Genomic DNA, 14,941 nt, shown 5'->3' with positions numbered 1-14,941 from the left:
CATAGTAGTATTTGGGGTTTGCGAGAAGCCCATGTCTTACAAAGAACGCCTGACGATACTCCATGAAGCAGAAATAAACGATTTATATTGTCTTCCCAGCCTGTCATTGGAAGAAAAACGTGTCAGCTTTGCCCTGAATGACCTAGAACTGGATGTTATTAAATCCTTCAGAAATCGTAATCATAAATGCTATGCCATTGCTTTACTGGGCTACTTTAAGATCAAGCCCATACAGCTCAATCCTGCTTACAAGGAATTGAAGGAAGACTTAGCCTTTATTGCTGAAGAATATTTCCCTAGATTTAAAGTCCCTCGCTTCAGTATTAGCAGTAAGCAGAAAACACGCATCTACGACAAGATTCTTAGCCTGTTGAACTTTGAAGTATGGGAAGTAGAGCAACATCAGGATCCTCTCAGATATTATTTACAACAGATTGCCAAATCCTGGATTGATCCACGCTTTTTATTTGATGCCTGCACCGAGTATCTGGCTCGAAATCATATAACTATCCCGAAATATACCGTACTTCAGCGGATTATCAGTCAGGTAATTAAGCAGGAACGCAAACGGCTTTCTGACACATTAACAACAGTCATATCGAATGAATTATCTTCTGATCTGGGTGATTTAATCGATGGGGAAAGCACGCTAACGGTTAAAGAACTTAAGCAGGCAGCCAAAAGTTTTAATGCCCCCGAATTGGGAAAAGAATTGAACGTCAACAAGCTCATTCAGCCTTGGATGAATGAAGTAAATCAAGTTGTATCTGCTTTGTCACTATCGCAACAGAACCAGCTTCACTATGCGACGATGGTCGATTACTATTCCATTACCAAACTGAAACGCTTCGATCGATCTACCCAGCAACTCTATTTACTTTGTTATCTTCAAGAACGAGCACAAATCAATATTGAGCGTTTGGCCGATGGCTTTATCTACCATGTTCGAAAATTGCGTGAAAAGGCAAAAGCGTATGCTAAGGAGATGGCCTATAAAGACTGGGAAGGTGCGGCAGCAAATATCAGTAAAGCAGCCGAATTACTATATTTTTTTATTGACGATACCATTGATGATCAAGTGTCATTTAAACAAATAAAACAACGGGTACAAAACTTACTTGGAGCACGGGAAATAGAATCACTGTGCCTGTATCTGAAAAAGCAAAAACGCACGAAAAATGATTATATTTGGGAATATTATGATCAACATCAGGATCTGATTCGGCAGTTGATACGCCCCATCTTTTTATGTCTGACGTTTGAAGGGTCAGACAATACGCAGGCATTAGCAGCACAACTAAATGGAATGCAAAAGGAGTTGTTAGATACCGGGCAGTTGGAGTCTGCAGACCGGCGATTAATTTTGTCCAAACATCAATTGTATGTGATCGATGCGGATAACAAAGTAGTCTCTGAACGTTACGAGATCATGCTGTATTTAGTAGCCCAAAATAAGCTGGATGGTCAACTTTTTATACCCACGGCCATCAAATATCGCGCATTACACGATGATCTGGTTGGGGATATCCCTTGGGAAGAGAAAGACAAATTACTCAAAGACTCCCTGTTAGACAGTATGAATACCAATCCTGCCCAGCTGGTCAAGTCAATGGAACAAGAGATGAGCGATAAGCTGCAGCGGGTCTGCCAGCGTATTGATGAAGGCGACAATCGAAATGTGATATTACGTAATCGTTCGGGTAAAACCCAATGGCGGCTGCCGTATTCCGGTGCTAAAACTGCGCTAAACAATCCTTTTTTTGATCGCATGAAACCCATCAACGTTGCTGACGTATTACGCTTCGTTCACCAGGAGACAGATTTTTTAAAGTACTTTGAGCATGTTCGTCAGGTACAGTCTGGGCAGAGTGATCATCTGAATGATTTATTGGCGGCCCTCATTGGCAATGGAACGTATTACGGCTTACATGGTATGGCCAGCATCTCTGATCGTTCATACGACCATTTGCGCACAGTACAAGCCAATTATTTGCGACCAGAAACGCTAAACCTCGGCAATGATGCCATTAACGATGCAACAGCAAAATTATCAATCTTCAAGCATTACAATATCCAAGAAGGACTCATTCATGCCAGTGCCGATGGGCAGAAATTCGAATCACGGTTAGATACTTTTAAAACCCGTTATTCATCGAAATATTTTGGCACAAACAAAGGACTGACATCGATGAACCTGATTGCCAATCATGTGGCATTGAATGCCCGAATTATCGGTGCTAATGAACATGAATCACACTTTATTTTGGATCTGCTTCATAACAACACCTCTGAAATTAAGCCGGATATATTGTCAACGGATACACACGGGGTTAATCATGTGAACTTTGCCTTGCTGAACCTGTTTGGCTATACCTTTGCGCCGCGCTATGCTCAGTTTGGAACGGTGATATCAGACCTTTTTGATGTGAGTGAGGGAGACGATAATAAGACGACGCTCTCATTGAAAAAGCCTATCAATACAGCACTAATTATCGATGAGTGGGATACTATTCAACGCATTATTATATCGCTGCAGCAAAAGACGATAACGCAGGCAACACTTGTTAGAAAGCTGTCTGGCTATAGTCAAAACCATCCCTTGCTGAAAGCTTTAACTGAGTACAACCGTATGCTCAAGGCCATGTACTTACTGGATTATATTGATGATGCCAGCTTAAGAGCTTATGTGCAGCGAGCATTGAATCGCGGAGAGGCTTATCATCAACTACGCCGTGCCATTGCTCATGTGAATGGTAATCGATTCAGAGGGAAATCAGACGACGAAATCGTTTTGTGGAATGAATGCGCTAGGCTGTTAACCAACGCCATTATTTATTTTAACTCGCTGATACTGACGCGATTACTCGAGCATTTTGAAGCGGAAGGTGACGATAAGAAGCTCGAAATCATCAAGCAGGTTTCACCAGTGGCCTGGCACAACATCAATTTGAACGGGACTTATAGCTTTAGCTTTGAACAAAATACACTCAATTTGGATGAGATTATGCAATCAATCGTGCAGAATGAAAATTAAGGTGCCTCTGTAGGCCTTATGAGGCGAGGGCTATAGCAATAAGTGTCACTTCAGGACGGAATGTCCCCAGAACCCCATAGAGCTATTTAATGCAGGTATGTGCAAATCATAAACAAATACTTATAATTTTCGAAACGTTTAACAAGGAAAGTTTATGTTGGAATTATTTCTCAGTTTCATTATCTCTTTATCCCTTTTTCTTAATGATATTACATATTTTTTTAAAGCTCCTACTGGCCAGATAACAGAATATGGAATATATGAAGAACATCCTGATGATGTCCTGAAAACTGTACAAAACTCGAGTACAACCAATCCATCTACAAAACTACACAGTCTTGAACCTGTACTCATGGAATACACTCGTAAAATAGCTATTGAGGAGAGCGTATCTTTCGGGTTTGATTACGAACTGCATAATTTACCAAATGGTGATGTTGAGTTTGAATGGCAAGTCACACACCCTGAAATGGTTAAAGCAGATGGAAGCTCATCTACCGATTATACATATACACGTAAGCACAATATGAAAGATCACAGTTATTACGGATATTCAGCTTATACATTGGAAGAACCTTATGAATTGGTCGCTGGAGAATGGACATTCAGTTATAGCTATAAGGGTAAGGAACTTCTGAAACAAAGTTTTGTTACATATTGGGAGTCATCTGCTAAGCAATGATTAAATATTAAAATCAGCGAATAAGAGCATCCGCAAAGCGGTATCGATAACCAGACTTCATAGTTGTATTAATCAGTAATACAAACGCCTGCCATTGTTGCTGGTCATCCTGATAATATCCGGCGTAGCTGTGATTATCCCAAAACGTGCCAGTTTTAGCCTGGATACGATCTCCCCGGGATGGCAACAGATACGCCCAGTCGCGAAAACGTTCCAGAACAGCCATCAGCTGACGCGGCGTTAACTTGTTCTGCCGTGACAGACCTGCACCGTCACTGACATTAAAATTCTGCCAGCCAAACGCAGTTTCCAGCTGTTGCATTGCATACAGCTGTGAAGCTTCAATACTCACTTCGCCATCCGGTAATAACAGAAATAACTGATTCGCAATGAAGTTATTGGAATACTTGAGCATGCCAACGAGTAAATCTTCGAGAGTACGTGAGCTTTTATGGCTATAAATCTGCTCAACTGCGCTGTTTAAAGGCATGATAGTTAATGGCAGCTGACGCTCAAATACTAACGCTGAAAATACTTCTCCGAAGTATTGAGCAGACATATTTCGGCCACCGGGCAGCGCAATGCGACGCTCACCGCTTTGCTTATCAATTGGGATATCATCGGCTAAATCAACGGCTAAAGGTGTTAGCGGAGTTTGAGCTTCGCCCGGCTGAAGAGATCCATTTCTAAACCGTACGGCGGCAGTATTAAAATTGATCGCCAGCGCAGCGTTCCCGGCATCATATGGGTTGTCGCTCTTATTGCGACCATCTAAACGCAACTCAGGAAAAAAACTGTTATCCAGATGAATACTGGTAATTGTGCTTAAATCAGTTCGCGCACCCAGTTGTATTTTTATTAACTCGATTTCTTCTGAGGTGATAAACGGATCACCCAGCCCTTTAACCCAGAGCGTATTACCATCGCGATAGAACTCCGTTGCAAAACGGTGTCCCAGCCCCCAACGCTGAATAGCCAGCCAGGCTGTAACAATCTTTAAAGTTGATGCCGGCACCAGAGACTTATCAGCCCGCAAAGCCCAGCCGTCGTCCTGATTCTGAACCAACAGTGCTACTTTCGAAATTGGTTTCAGACGGGATAAATGATCCGCCAAAACAGGATTAGGCTGCTGAGCAAAGGTCAGTGTTGAAACCATTAATGCTGCCGTAAAACTCAGCTTTTTAAACCAGTGTCGCATGTATATCTACTCAGTAAATTCTTATATCTGCAGTTAAGTTAAAGATGGAGAAGCTTGTTCCTGCATACCTGCTTTTTTCAGGCCAGCGATTAACAGCAATGAAGCCACAGCCAGCCAGATCATACTGACCCATAACAAACCAGACCAGCTCATACCCGCATCTAACAATACACCAAAGCTAACCGGCCCCAACGCACTGGCAAATACCATACATGCATGAATCAGTGCACGTATTGCGCCTATATGCTCGGTCCCATACAGCTCAACCCAGAGCACACCACTGGCTGGTACATATAAGCCCTGACTGGCGCCCATTAAAGCAAAAAACAGCAGCGATACCATTGGCAGATCTGTCCCTACCATCCAACAACTCGCCAGCAAAGGTAGCAGCATAAAACTGACTATACGCTTAGCGCCCCATCGATCGACGGCGGCACCACCCGCCAGCGACATCACTATACTGCTAACTGAGTATCCAACGATTGTCGCAGCCCAGAATGAAAACTCTATGGACTTGTAGCCTGCTAAGCTCTGCTGATGAAAGAAAAACGCCGTAATAAACATAGAAGGTGCAAACATTGCAGGTGCCATCAACCAGAAGCCTGTATCACGTAATACCTGGCGTCGTCGCCAACCTGAGCTAACAACAGCAACTTCTTGTTCTGCAGAATTCTGCTTAGCAGTTTCTAATTCTGACGAGTCTTGTGCCGAAAAATTTTGTCCTGATAAGACCTGTTCAGAAACCTCATCAGCCGATGGATAGAACCGTTTTAACAGCCATAGTGCTAATAACAGTGCCACCAGCACCTCAAGCCATGCGACGCCCTGCCAGATCTGTCGCCAGCTAAGCCAGCCCAGTAACATCGCGACACTGGCAGGCAATATTGACTCTCCAACAGAAAAACCTAAGCCACAAATGCTCAGGGACATCCCTCTGCGCTGCTTTGCGTAACGGCTTACTGTCGTCAGGCCAACATGACCGGACAGCCCCTGACCGCAGAGTCGTAACAGAAAGAAGCTAGCCCCCAATAACAACAGCGAATCAGCCCCTGTCATTGACCAAGCTGCTATTCCTAACCCCAACATGACACAAGCAGTGTAAAGACGCAGATCAATGCTATCGATTAGCTTGCCAAGATAAATAAGACAAATGGCACTGCAAAGAGTTGCAGCAGAATACAACGCACCTATTTCACCGTGACTCAGATTAAACTCTGTTCGCCAGGCTTCATTAAACAATGAAATGAAATGCGTCTGACCAAAGCTGGATGACAGAGTCAGTACGAAACCGAATAACACGACAGGATAATTCACAATGCGCTTCCTCTTCCCGGTGCCTCAATCGGCTAATGGTAATCGTTAATAAAAGTCAGAAATGACAACCTAGGCAAAAAGCTACGCAGCTAAGCCCTGATTAATAACGCCTGGCCAATAAAGCCTCTTACGAGCTGTTATTAACCCGCCTGATATAACGTCAGCGCGCCTATCGCAATAAAACCAACACCGGCAATATAAGAAAGCATTTTCGGATTGATATAGTCTGATAGCAGACTCCCAGCTAACACTCCTATTGCTGAAGCAACAATCAGAGCCAGTGATGCAGCCAGAAACACTGTCATTTTGCTTACTTCACCATCAGCAGCAAATAACATAGTTGCCAGTTGGGTTTTGTCACCCAATTCAGCAACAAAAACCGCCGCAAAAATTGTCAGGAAAACCTTGTAATCCACACTCACCTTCCATCTAAATCATCAGGCTGTTTTTGCTGCCCGATGCCTGCTCAAAAACACGCACAATACGCCCCCTAACACCAATAAGGAAGCTACAATTAACCGTTCACCAATAGACTCGCTGGCAAAGATTACGCCGCCAATCGCTGCGATCACAGGGACGGTTAGCTGAACCACTGCAGCCTGTACATTCTGAAGTCCAGTTAATGCCATATACCAGATTGCATAACCAAGGCCTGAAGCTATCGCGCCTGATGCAATGGCCAGCATCACACCGCTGCTGTCAAAACGTGCATCAGACAACGTCAACAGCGTCAGCACCGCAATCATTGGTAATGTTTTAATAAAGTTATATGCCGTATCCCTGACTGGCTGTTCTGCTCCACGCCCTTTCAGGGTGTATAAGCCCCAGGCAATTCCCGCAATGGTCATTAATACAAATCCAAGCAACGACGGCTCGGTCAGGCTTGGAAATACCAGATATACAAAACCTACTACAGCCATCATTAATCCTAACCATTCCATAAACTGAAAACGTGCGCCGGCGAACAAACTGATCAGAATCATAGTTAGCTGAACTGAACCAAATAGGATCAAAGCGCCTACACCAGTATCAAGTGTTAAATAGGCATACGAAAAGCCAATTACATAAATAAACAGATAAGCGGCCGCTTTATAGCTACCGCGAAAAGCCTGCCGAAAATGTCCTGCTTCACCCTCTCGCACCTTTGCTACCACAGGTAACAGAATCGCCAGTACGATGATTCCGGATAACAAACGTATGCTGCTAAAGCTCGCGGCATCAATACTTCCTGATGCCAGTGCTAGCCGGGAAAGGACTGAATTACCGGCAAACGCCAACATGGCCAGACTGGTTAACAGTATGATTTTAAGCACAACAGCAGCTCCCGGAATAAGAAAAATCGAAAGACGGCTATTTAAGCAGCTCACTTCCAGCAGCACCAGTCATCCTGTTGTTTATGTTTAATATTTTTCAGTAGCAAACAAGTGACTATAGATAAGTCGCTTTATAGAAGTACCCATATTGTCATACGCAAAGCATCAATCTGACGAATCGTTGCTACAGTTAAGTTCAGCAGTAATACCGTCATCGTTATACAGCGTCCTGCGGCAAGTGAATGTTTCTCTTTCAGGCAAGAGTTGCTCCAGAGAACATCAAATACGACACGACATTCAGCTGCCCGGGTCATCAAGGAAGTGAACCCAATGATCACACAAGCGATTGTACGCAAACCATGCAATGCCATTATTAAAGCGCTGACCACTTCAGATATGGGGCCACCTAATTACCAGGCGGCACTGTCACAGCATACCGCTTACATAGCGGCACTTCGCGACTGCGGCTTGGATGTTATTGAATTACCTGCTGATGAGAGCTTTCCAGACTCAACTTTTGTTGAGGACGTAGCCTTGTTAACACCTCAGTGTGCAATTCTTACCCGGCCAGGTGCGCCAAGTCGTACCGAAGAAGTAGTCACTATGGCACCGGTTATCCAGGAATATTATGAATCTATCGAAATTATCGACGCCCCTGGCATGCTGGATGCAGGCGATATACTACTGGCTGAAGAGCACTATTATATTGGCCTGTCCACCCGCACTAACCGTTCTGGTGCAGAGCAACTGATTAACATACTTGCCCGCTATGGTATGACCGCCTCTATCGTCTGCCTTGATTCTGTCCTGCACCTGAAAACCGGCATAGGATATCTGGATAATGGAGACATTCTTACCAGTGGTGAATTCATAGACAAGCCAGAGTTTACCGCTTTTCACCAGATACCACTGCCCGAAGATGAAGCTGCTGCAGCCAACAGCCTGTATATAAACGGTACTGTGTTAATGCCGGACGGCTACCCAAAAGCCCAGGCGATAATCGAAGCTAAGGGCTACCCTGTAAAAACAATCGATATAAGCGAGTTTGAAAAAATTGACGGCGGTATCAGTTGTCTATCGCTGCGGTTTTAAGGACAGTTCACGGCAGGTGAATTTATGCAACGCATCAAAACGGCTAAGCCCAATATTGACTACCTGGCACTGCAACATCGCCTGCATTGCCTTGTACACGGGCTATTCCTGTTGCTTCTGAGCCTGTCTGTTCAGGCCGACGTGAAACAGCTTACCTTTGCGACCATTGCCAACTCAGTGAATTCACAAATAAGTTTGCAGGTTATGCGTGAAGCCTATAAGAAACTTGATATAGATGTTGATGCAGATTTTTTACCCGCCAGCCGCTCACTAATGATGGCGAGTTATGGTCAGTATGACGGCGAGCTCTATCGCATCGCCGGCATCTCTGAAGACTACCCTCACCTGTTAAAGGTTCCCACCCCGATTAATCAGGTGGAGGTAGTCGCCTTTTGCCGCACAGACGACGATAACAGCATGACGCTTGAGTCACTTAAGGGCTATCGTCTTGGTGTACGCCGAGGTGTACGTTTCAATGTTCACCTGCCACTTGATCACTCAACTCAGGAAGTAGCTAGCAACCAGCAACTTTTCAATATGCTTGAAAAATCCCGCATAGACATTGCTCTGCTTTCACGCTCTAACGGTTTGCAAATTTTAAAAGAAATGGAAGTAACCGATATATCCCCACTCAACCCACCATTGTTAAACCTGGACCTCTATCACTACGTTCATATCCGTCATCAACAGATAATCCCTCATCTTGATCAGATACTGCAGGCTATGCATACCAGTGGGCGTATCAGAGAAATCCGTGAGAATTATCTCGATACGCTTTTTAATTAGAAGTTTTTTGCCGGTCATGTTACGGATTATTTTACCGGTATACGTCGTTCCATATACCTGAAGAAAAGCACCAGAGCACCGGCCATCAGCATATATATAAACGCCAGTAGCAATAAAGGTTCATAGGTCAAAAAAGCATCCTGCCTGACTCGGGTAAATGCGCCATACACATCAATAACTGTAATAGTAGCTACCAGTGGTGTCGCTTTAAGCTGTAAAACAACTTCACCGCCCAGTGTTGGTAGTGCTCTGTGTATCGCTCTTGGCATCCATACCCGACGAAATATCTGCCAGGGCGTAAAACCATAAGCTTTAGCTGCTTCAAGCTCACCTTTTGGTACACCGGCAAAAGCACCACGCATCACTTCAGCTTCATATGCAGCAAAGGATAACGTCAGGCTCAGTAACGCATAGGGCCATGCCTGCCGCAAATACGGCCATAACCAGGAATCACGGATTTCAGGAATAGCCGGAAAAACCGAACCCAGACCGTAATATAACAACCATAACTGCAACAATAATGGAGTTCCGCGAATGACGTTACAAAAAGCTTTAGCGGGAGCTGCCAGAATTGCAGGGCCGGTCACCTGTACGAGCCCAAGAGGTAAAGCCAGCGCAAAACCAATCACCACGCTGGCAACTAATAACCATAGCGTACGCCATAAGCCTTCAAAGATAAGTTCATGATATTCCGGCAACCAGTCCCAGCGCATCTGTGCCGCGCAGATCAATACAATTGCTATTGCGATTGCTGCCATTATTAACCGGTGTAACGCAAAACCTTTATCCGCCGCCCAGGAAAACACCCCTGCGCTCTGCGCTTGTGATTCACCTTCGGTCCCGGACAACGTTCTTTTAGATGATAAGTCATTCATATGCTTTACACCTGATAAATGCCACGGCGGGACCAGCGCTCAATACGACTGATCACATGATTTGAAATAAGAGTCACTAACAGATAAAGCACCCCGGCAGCACAATAAAACAGCATGTAATGCCGTGTAGCACCAGCGGCCTGACGTGTCTCAAGGGTAAGTTCGCTAAATCCAACCACCGCCAGCAGTGCAGTATCTTTAGTTGCGATGAGCCATAGATTAGCCAGCCCGGGAATTGCATACGGCAGCATCGCAGGTAAAGTGATGCGGCGTAAAACCTGCCAGCCAGTAAACCCATAAGCACGGGCTGCTTCGAGCTGCCCCTGGGGAATTGCCAGCACTGCACCGCGGATAACTTCACCACTATAAGCGCCCTGCACGATACCGATAACAAAAATACCTGCAGCCAGACCATTGATATTTACAGGATCTTTACCCAGCCAGAACATCAGCTGATTAATCACATCAGTGCCTGCATAATAAAGCAGTAATATAAGGACTAATTCAGGCACTGCCCGTACGATCGTGGTGTAACAACCGAGAATGTCTTTACTTATGATGCCGCCGTAGAGCTTTCCGCAGGCCGTAAATACACCAAGTAACAAACCCAGTGCATAACCTCCCACTGCAATTTGCAATGAATGCATTAAACCGCGTAATAAGTTACCGCCCCAGCCGGGAGGCTCAAGCGACAACAAGTGAAGGCTGTCGAAAAACGTAGAGAAAATATCCAAACCTGATTCTCCCGAAGGAATCAGTTACCGCACCCTTGTCAGTTCATAACGCCAATGCAATAACGCAGGGCTGCTCAGTGCTTCCTTATAAAGTTAGCAATTCACTTCATGCCAGGTATGTCAGACCCGGTACCCTGATTTTGATTCTTATGATTATTCCGGCAGCACATACATAGAATCTGTACTGCCGGTTTGTTCTCATCAGACACAAACAAAAATTGTTTATATCCGGATACAGCCGCTATTTACCGTATGGATCAAAGGAAAAGTACTTGGCAGAAATTTCCTGATATTTACCACTGTCTCGCAGCGCCAGAATAGCGTCGTTCACTGCCATTCTTAACTTTTCATCGCCTTTACGAATACCCGCACCAACACCTGGCCCAAGGATATCCAGATCACCTGCCACTTCACCTTTTACTTCACAGCAGGCTAGACCTTGCGGCGAATTAACAAAGTCCATCATCGCGATGGAATCAGCCTGTAAGGCATCGATACGACCTGCAACAAGATCCTGATTTGCTTCATCCTGAGTTTGATATTCTTTTACTGAATCGGCCATGTCAGCAAAATGCTTTTGGATATATTTACGATGAATTGTACCGCTCTGAACCCCCAGAATTTTATTCTTCATTGCGTCTGGAGTAGCGTCCATTTCAATACGCTTGTCACCGACAATCACCGCTGGCGTGTTGTAATACTTATCAGAGAAATCGATCACCTTCTGGCGATCCGGCGTAATCGACAGCGAGGCCATAATCATGTCGATCTTTTTACTCTGCAAAGCAGGAATAATACCGTCCCATGAAATCGGTGTTATCTCGCACTCAAGCTTAGCGGTCAAACAAATTGCATCCATCATTTCGACTTCCCATCCCTGCCATTTACCACTGGCATCGGTAAAGGCGAAAGGTGGATAAGGCTCGGCAGCAAGGCCAACTTTTACTGTCTCAGCCTGTGCACCGCCAGCCATAACACCCATAGCTATTGCACTGAAAGTCGCGCCGATCAGACCTGCTTTATTCAGAAACGTCATTGTCATTCTCTCCAGATTTATTATTGTTGTTGCCAGCCCAGTTATCCGCTTGCCAATACAACAGGCATTAGAAGATTACTGCACAGAGCTAATGAACTGCTTTAAGCGTTCGGACTTTGGATTCTCAAAAATATCTTCCGGTGTACCCTGCTCTTCAATCACTCCCTGATGTAAGAACACCACTTTGGTTGCAACTTCACGGGCAAACTTCATTTCATGCGTAACCAGAACCATAGTGCGGCCCTCTTCAGCCAGATCCCGAATAACCTTCAGAACTTCACCGACCAGCTCCGGATCAAGTGCAGATGTCGGCTCATCAAACAGCATTACGCTCGGCTGTATAGCGACTGCACGGGCAATAGCGACCCGTTGCTGCTGCCCGCCGGATAAAAATGCAGGGTAACTTGATTCTTTCTCACTTAAGCCAACTCTTGCGAGTAACTCCCGGGCCCTTGAGGTAGCTTCTGATTTGCTAATACCGTGCACTAGTACCGGTGCCTCTATGAGGTTTTCAAGCAGGGTCATGTGTTGCCAGAGATTGAAGCTTTGAAACACCATTCCCAGACTCGCACGTATGCGGTTCACCTGACGCTGATCTGCCGGTACCGGACCTTCACGGGAAGATTTCATCTGAATAGTTTCGCCATTGACGCGAACGCATCCGGCAGATGGAATTTCAAGCAGGTTAATACATCGCAACAAGGTAGACTTACCTGAGCCGCTACCACCAATGATGGCAATTACATCACCTTTACGGGCTTCAAGATCAACGCCTTTCAGCACCTCTAAGCCATTAAAAGATTTTCGCAGGCCACTGATTGAAATTGCTTCAGTAGCAGCCTGATTTAATCCTTCTGATTCACCAACATTTTCACTCAGTAACATACTTGCACCTCGAAAGTTGTCACAGGATATTATTATTCATTTGTATAACAAGCAATACTCACCAGGCAAATTATTTGCCTGAAGCCCCCTAAAAAAGCTAAAATTCGCTTTACTATTCAGCGATTTAAATGGCTAAAATTAATGACTACAACCCGTCGCCCGTTTCGCCGCGCAAGTGAAGAAGAACGCCGTACCTCGTTAATTGAAGCGACGCAGGAATGCATTGTTCAGGGTGGAATTGCTGCTGTAACAATTCGTCGGGTTGCTGAGTTTGCTGAAGTGACGCCAGGTCTGGTCAGGCATTATTTTCCCGATAAAAATGCCCTGCTCTGTGAAGCACACCGGGCCACAATGTCGAATATGACCCGTTATGCTAAAGACGCTATACATGCTCAGGAAGAACCCGCCCGCGACCGCCTGCGTCTGTTTGTCAGAACCTCGCTTGAAGCACCGGTTATGCAACCGCGTAATCACCAGTTATGGACATCATTTTGTAGTCTGATTAACTCGGTTCCAGAAATTGCAGAAATTCACCGTGAGGCATATCTCGAGTTCCGCGTCGAATGTGAATATCTGGTCCGAGAAGTATTTAATGAGCTACAACAAGAAATATCAGATGATCAGATCGTGCGTTATGCGATTGCAGTTAATGCCCTAATTGACGGCCTCTGGATCGAAGGCTGCCTGGCCATGGATCTGTTTAAGAGCGGAGAGTTAGCTGATCTTGGCGTAAGCTCCGTTGAAAACTTACTTGGCATTAATAACAGTTAATGCCCCCTTTTTTAGTTCAGCCCTTTCTAGACCATTTTATTACTCACTGCTCACGCCTTACTAGCATGCCTACCTTGCATATATAGATCCTCACTAACCGTTTATCTAAGACGCTGATTTCGCTCGTATCGCAAACGGCTTAACGACATAAACCATTTAGCAATGCTCACCTTTTTTCAGTTCGCTGTTCTTAGCCAGTGAAAAATTATTAGATTGTTTTTGTTGCACAAACGTATAACAACGTTAGTATATTGCTACTTAGATGTTATTAAAAACATAATAAAAAATACTAGCACCAATAAATACAATGACTTACGCGTACAACATAAATCATAATATTTATTGTGCTAATAACAATTACAAGGATAGATTTCCTATGTTTACCCGAGCAATTGTAAAACCGCCCTGCGCTGCAATGATTAATGGTCTGACTGGATCGGACCTTGGTTCACCAAATTATGACAACGCTCTCAGGCAGCATTCTGAATATGTAGCAGCATTAAAATCCTGTGGTCTTGATATCATTTCTCTGCCTGCCGACGAAAACTTTCCTGACTCAACCTTTGTTGAAGATGTCGCTCTGATGACCCCAGACTGTGCAATTCTGACTCGCCCTGGTGCAGAAAGCCGAACCGATGAAGTCACAAGTATGGCACCGGTCATTGAAGACTTGTATGAAGCTGTAGAGAGTATTAAAGCTCCAGGTGAGGTTGAAGCCGGTGACATTATGATGGTCGGCCAACACTTCTATATCGGCCTGTCTGCCCGTACTAATCAGAATGGCGCCGAACAAATGATCGCTATACTTGAAAAGTATGGCATGAGCGGATCGATCGTTAGCTTTGAAGAAGTGCTTCACCTCAAAACAGGACTAGGTTATCTGGAAGATAATAACCTGCTGGCAAGCGGTGAATTTCTTAGTAAACCTGAGTTTCAGCAATACAACATAATCGAAGTACCACAGGACGAATCTTATGCGGCAAACAGCATTTGGGTAAACGGTACTGTGATTACACCTGCCGGTTATCCAAAAACCAAAGCGTTGATTGAAGCCGCTGGCTATCCTGTTATATGTGTGGATGTCAGTGAGTTTCGTAAGATTGATGGCGGTCTGAGCTGCCTGTCTCTGCGCTTCTGAAGCATCTTAAACGACCCGTTCGTTCTAATTCCCGTTAATATATATCAAAAGGCCCCTGTACAAGAACTTGTACAGGGGCCTTT

Annotated in this window: 14 protein-coding genes; 6 read left to right on the top strand and 8 right to left on the bottom strand. The window is 44.8% G+C overall.

Annotated features, from left to right (window positions below):
* Window positions 1-31 precede the first annotated feature (31 nt).
* The gene (locus OCU49_RS11555) at window positions 32-3,034 is read left to right on the top strand and encodes a Tn3 family transposase (protein ID WP_261845139.1); all 3,003 of its coding nucleotides are present in this window, start codon (window positions 32-34) and stop codon (window positions 3,032-3,034) included.
* 154 nt (window positions 3,035-3,188) lie between these two features.
* The gene (locus OCU49_RS11550; protein WP_261845138.1) at window positions 3,189-3,716 is read left to right on the top strand and encodes a DUF3859 domain-containing protein; all 528 of its coding nucleotides are present in this window, start codon (window positions 3,189-3,191) and stop codon (window positions 3,714-3,716) included.
* A gap of 13 nt (window positions 3,717-3,729) precedes the next feature.
* Here the strand turns inward: OCU49_RS11550 and OCU49_RS11545 are convergent, their stop codons facing one another.
* The 4 genes from OCU49_RS11545 to OCU49_RS11530 all read right to left on the bottom strand — a co-directional run bounded on the left by OCU49_RS11545 (window position 3,730) and on the right by OCU49_RS11530 (window position 7,541).
* Entirely contained in the window at window positions 3,730-4,914 is a 1,185-nt protein-coding gene (locus OCU49_RS11545; RefSeq protein ID WP_261845137.1) for a D-alanyl-D-alanine carboxypeptidase, read from the bottom strand.
* Window positions 4,915-4,947: 33 nt separating this feature from the next.
* On the bottom strand, window positions 4,948-6,228 hold the full coding sequence (locus OCU49_RS11540) for an MFS transporter (RefSeq protein WP_261845136.1): 1,281 nt from the start codon (window positions 6,226-6,228) through the stop codon (window positions 4,948-4,950).
* Between the two features lie 140 nt (window positions 6,229-6,368).
* Entirely contained in the window at window positions 6,369-6,644 is a 276-nt protein-coding gene (locus OCU49_RS11535) for a TMEM165/GDT1 family protein (protein WP_261845135.1), read from the bottom strand.
* Window positions 6,645-6,665: 21 nt separating this feature from the next.
* Window positions 6,666-7,541, bottom strand: a complete 876-nt coding sequence (locus tag OCU49_RS11530) for a DMT family transporter (RefSeq protein WP_261845134.1) — start codon at window positions 7,539-7,541, stop codon at window positions 6,666-6,668.
* A 330-nt stretch (window positions 7,542-7,871) separates the two neighbouring features.
* Here OCU49_RS11530 and OCU49_RS11525 point away from each other — a divergent pair, with 330 nt between their 5' ends.
* Window positions 7,872-8,633, top strand: coding sequence for a dimethylarginine dimethylaminohydrolase family protein (locus tag OCU49_RS11525; protein WP_261845133.1), 762 nt, complete (start codon window positions 7,872-7,874; stop codon window positions 8,631-8,633).
* Window positions 8,634-8,657: 24 nt separating this feature from the next.
* Window positions 8,658-9,419, top strand: a complete 762-nt coding sequence (locus OCU49_RS11520; RefSeq protein ID WP_261845132.1) for a substrate-binding periplasmic protein — start codon at window positions 8,658-8,660, stop codon at window positions 9,417-9,419.
* Window positions 9,420-9,445: 26 nt separating this feature from the next.
* Here the strand turns inward: OCU49_RS11520 and OCU49_RS11515 are convergent, their stop codons facing one another.
* The 4 genes from OCU49_RS11515 to OCU49_RS11500 form a co-directional block, all read right to left on the bottom strand.
* Window positions 9,446-10,294 (bottom strand): ABC transporter permease, encoded by an 849-nt coding sequence (locus OCU49_RS11515; protein ID WP_261845131.1) that lies wholly within the window; start codon window positions 10,292-10,294, stop codon window positions 9,446-9,448.
* A 5-nt stretch (window positions 10,295-10,299) separates the two neighbouring features.
* Window positions 10,300-11,028, bottom strand: coding sequence for an ABC transporter permease (locus OCU49_RS11510; RefSeq protein ID WP_261845130.1), 729 nt, complete (start codon window positions 11,026-11,028; stop codon window positions 10,300-10,302).
* A gap of 241 nt (window positions 11,029-11,269) precedes the next feature.
* Window positions 11,270-12,064, bottom strand: coding sequence for a transporter substrate-binding domain-containing protein (locus OCU49_RS11505; RefSeq protein ID WP_261845129.1), 795 nt, complete (start codon window positions 12,062-12,064; stop codon window positions 11,270-11,272).
* A 75-nt stretch (window positions 12,065-12,139) separates the two neighbouring features.
* A complete protein-coding gene (locus OCU49_RS11500; RefSeq protein WP_261845128.1) occupies window positions 12,140-12,949 on the bottom strand; it encodes an ABC transporter ATP-binding protein in 810 nt (269 codons plus the stop codon).
* A 141-nt stretch (window positions 12,950-13,090) separates the two neighbouring features.
* Between OCU49_RS11500 and OCU49_RS11495 the strand changes: the two genes are divergently transcribed.
* Entirely contained in the window at window positions 13,091-13,720 is a 630-nt protein-coding gene (locus OCU49_RS11495; RefSeq protein ID WP_261845127.1) for a TetR family transcriptional regulator C-terminal domain-containing protein, read from the top strand.
* Between the two features lie 376 nt (window positions 13,721-14,096).
* The gene (locus tag OCU49_RS11490) at window positions 14,097-14,858 is read left to right on the top strand and encodes a dimethylarginine dimethylaminohydrolase family protein (protein WP_261845126.1); all 762 of its coding nucleotides are present in this window, start codon (window positions 14,097-14,099) and stop codon (window positions 14,856-14,858) included.
* Window positions 14,859-14,941 lie beyond the last annotated feature (83 nt).

It is taken from the genome of Aliamphritea ceti, assembly GCF_024347215.1.
Taxonomy (GTDB): domain Bacteria; phylum Pseudomonadota; class Gammaproteobacteria; order Pseudomonadales; family Balneatricaceae; genus Amphritea; species Amphritea ceti.
Note: the sequence above shows the minus strand (reverse complement) of the source record. Positions and strands in the feature narration are given on the sequence as shown.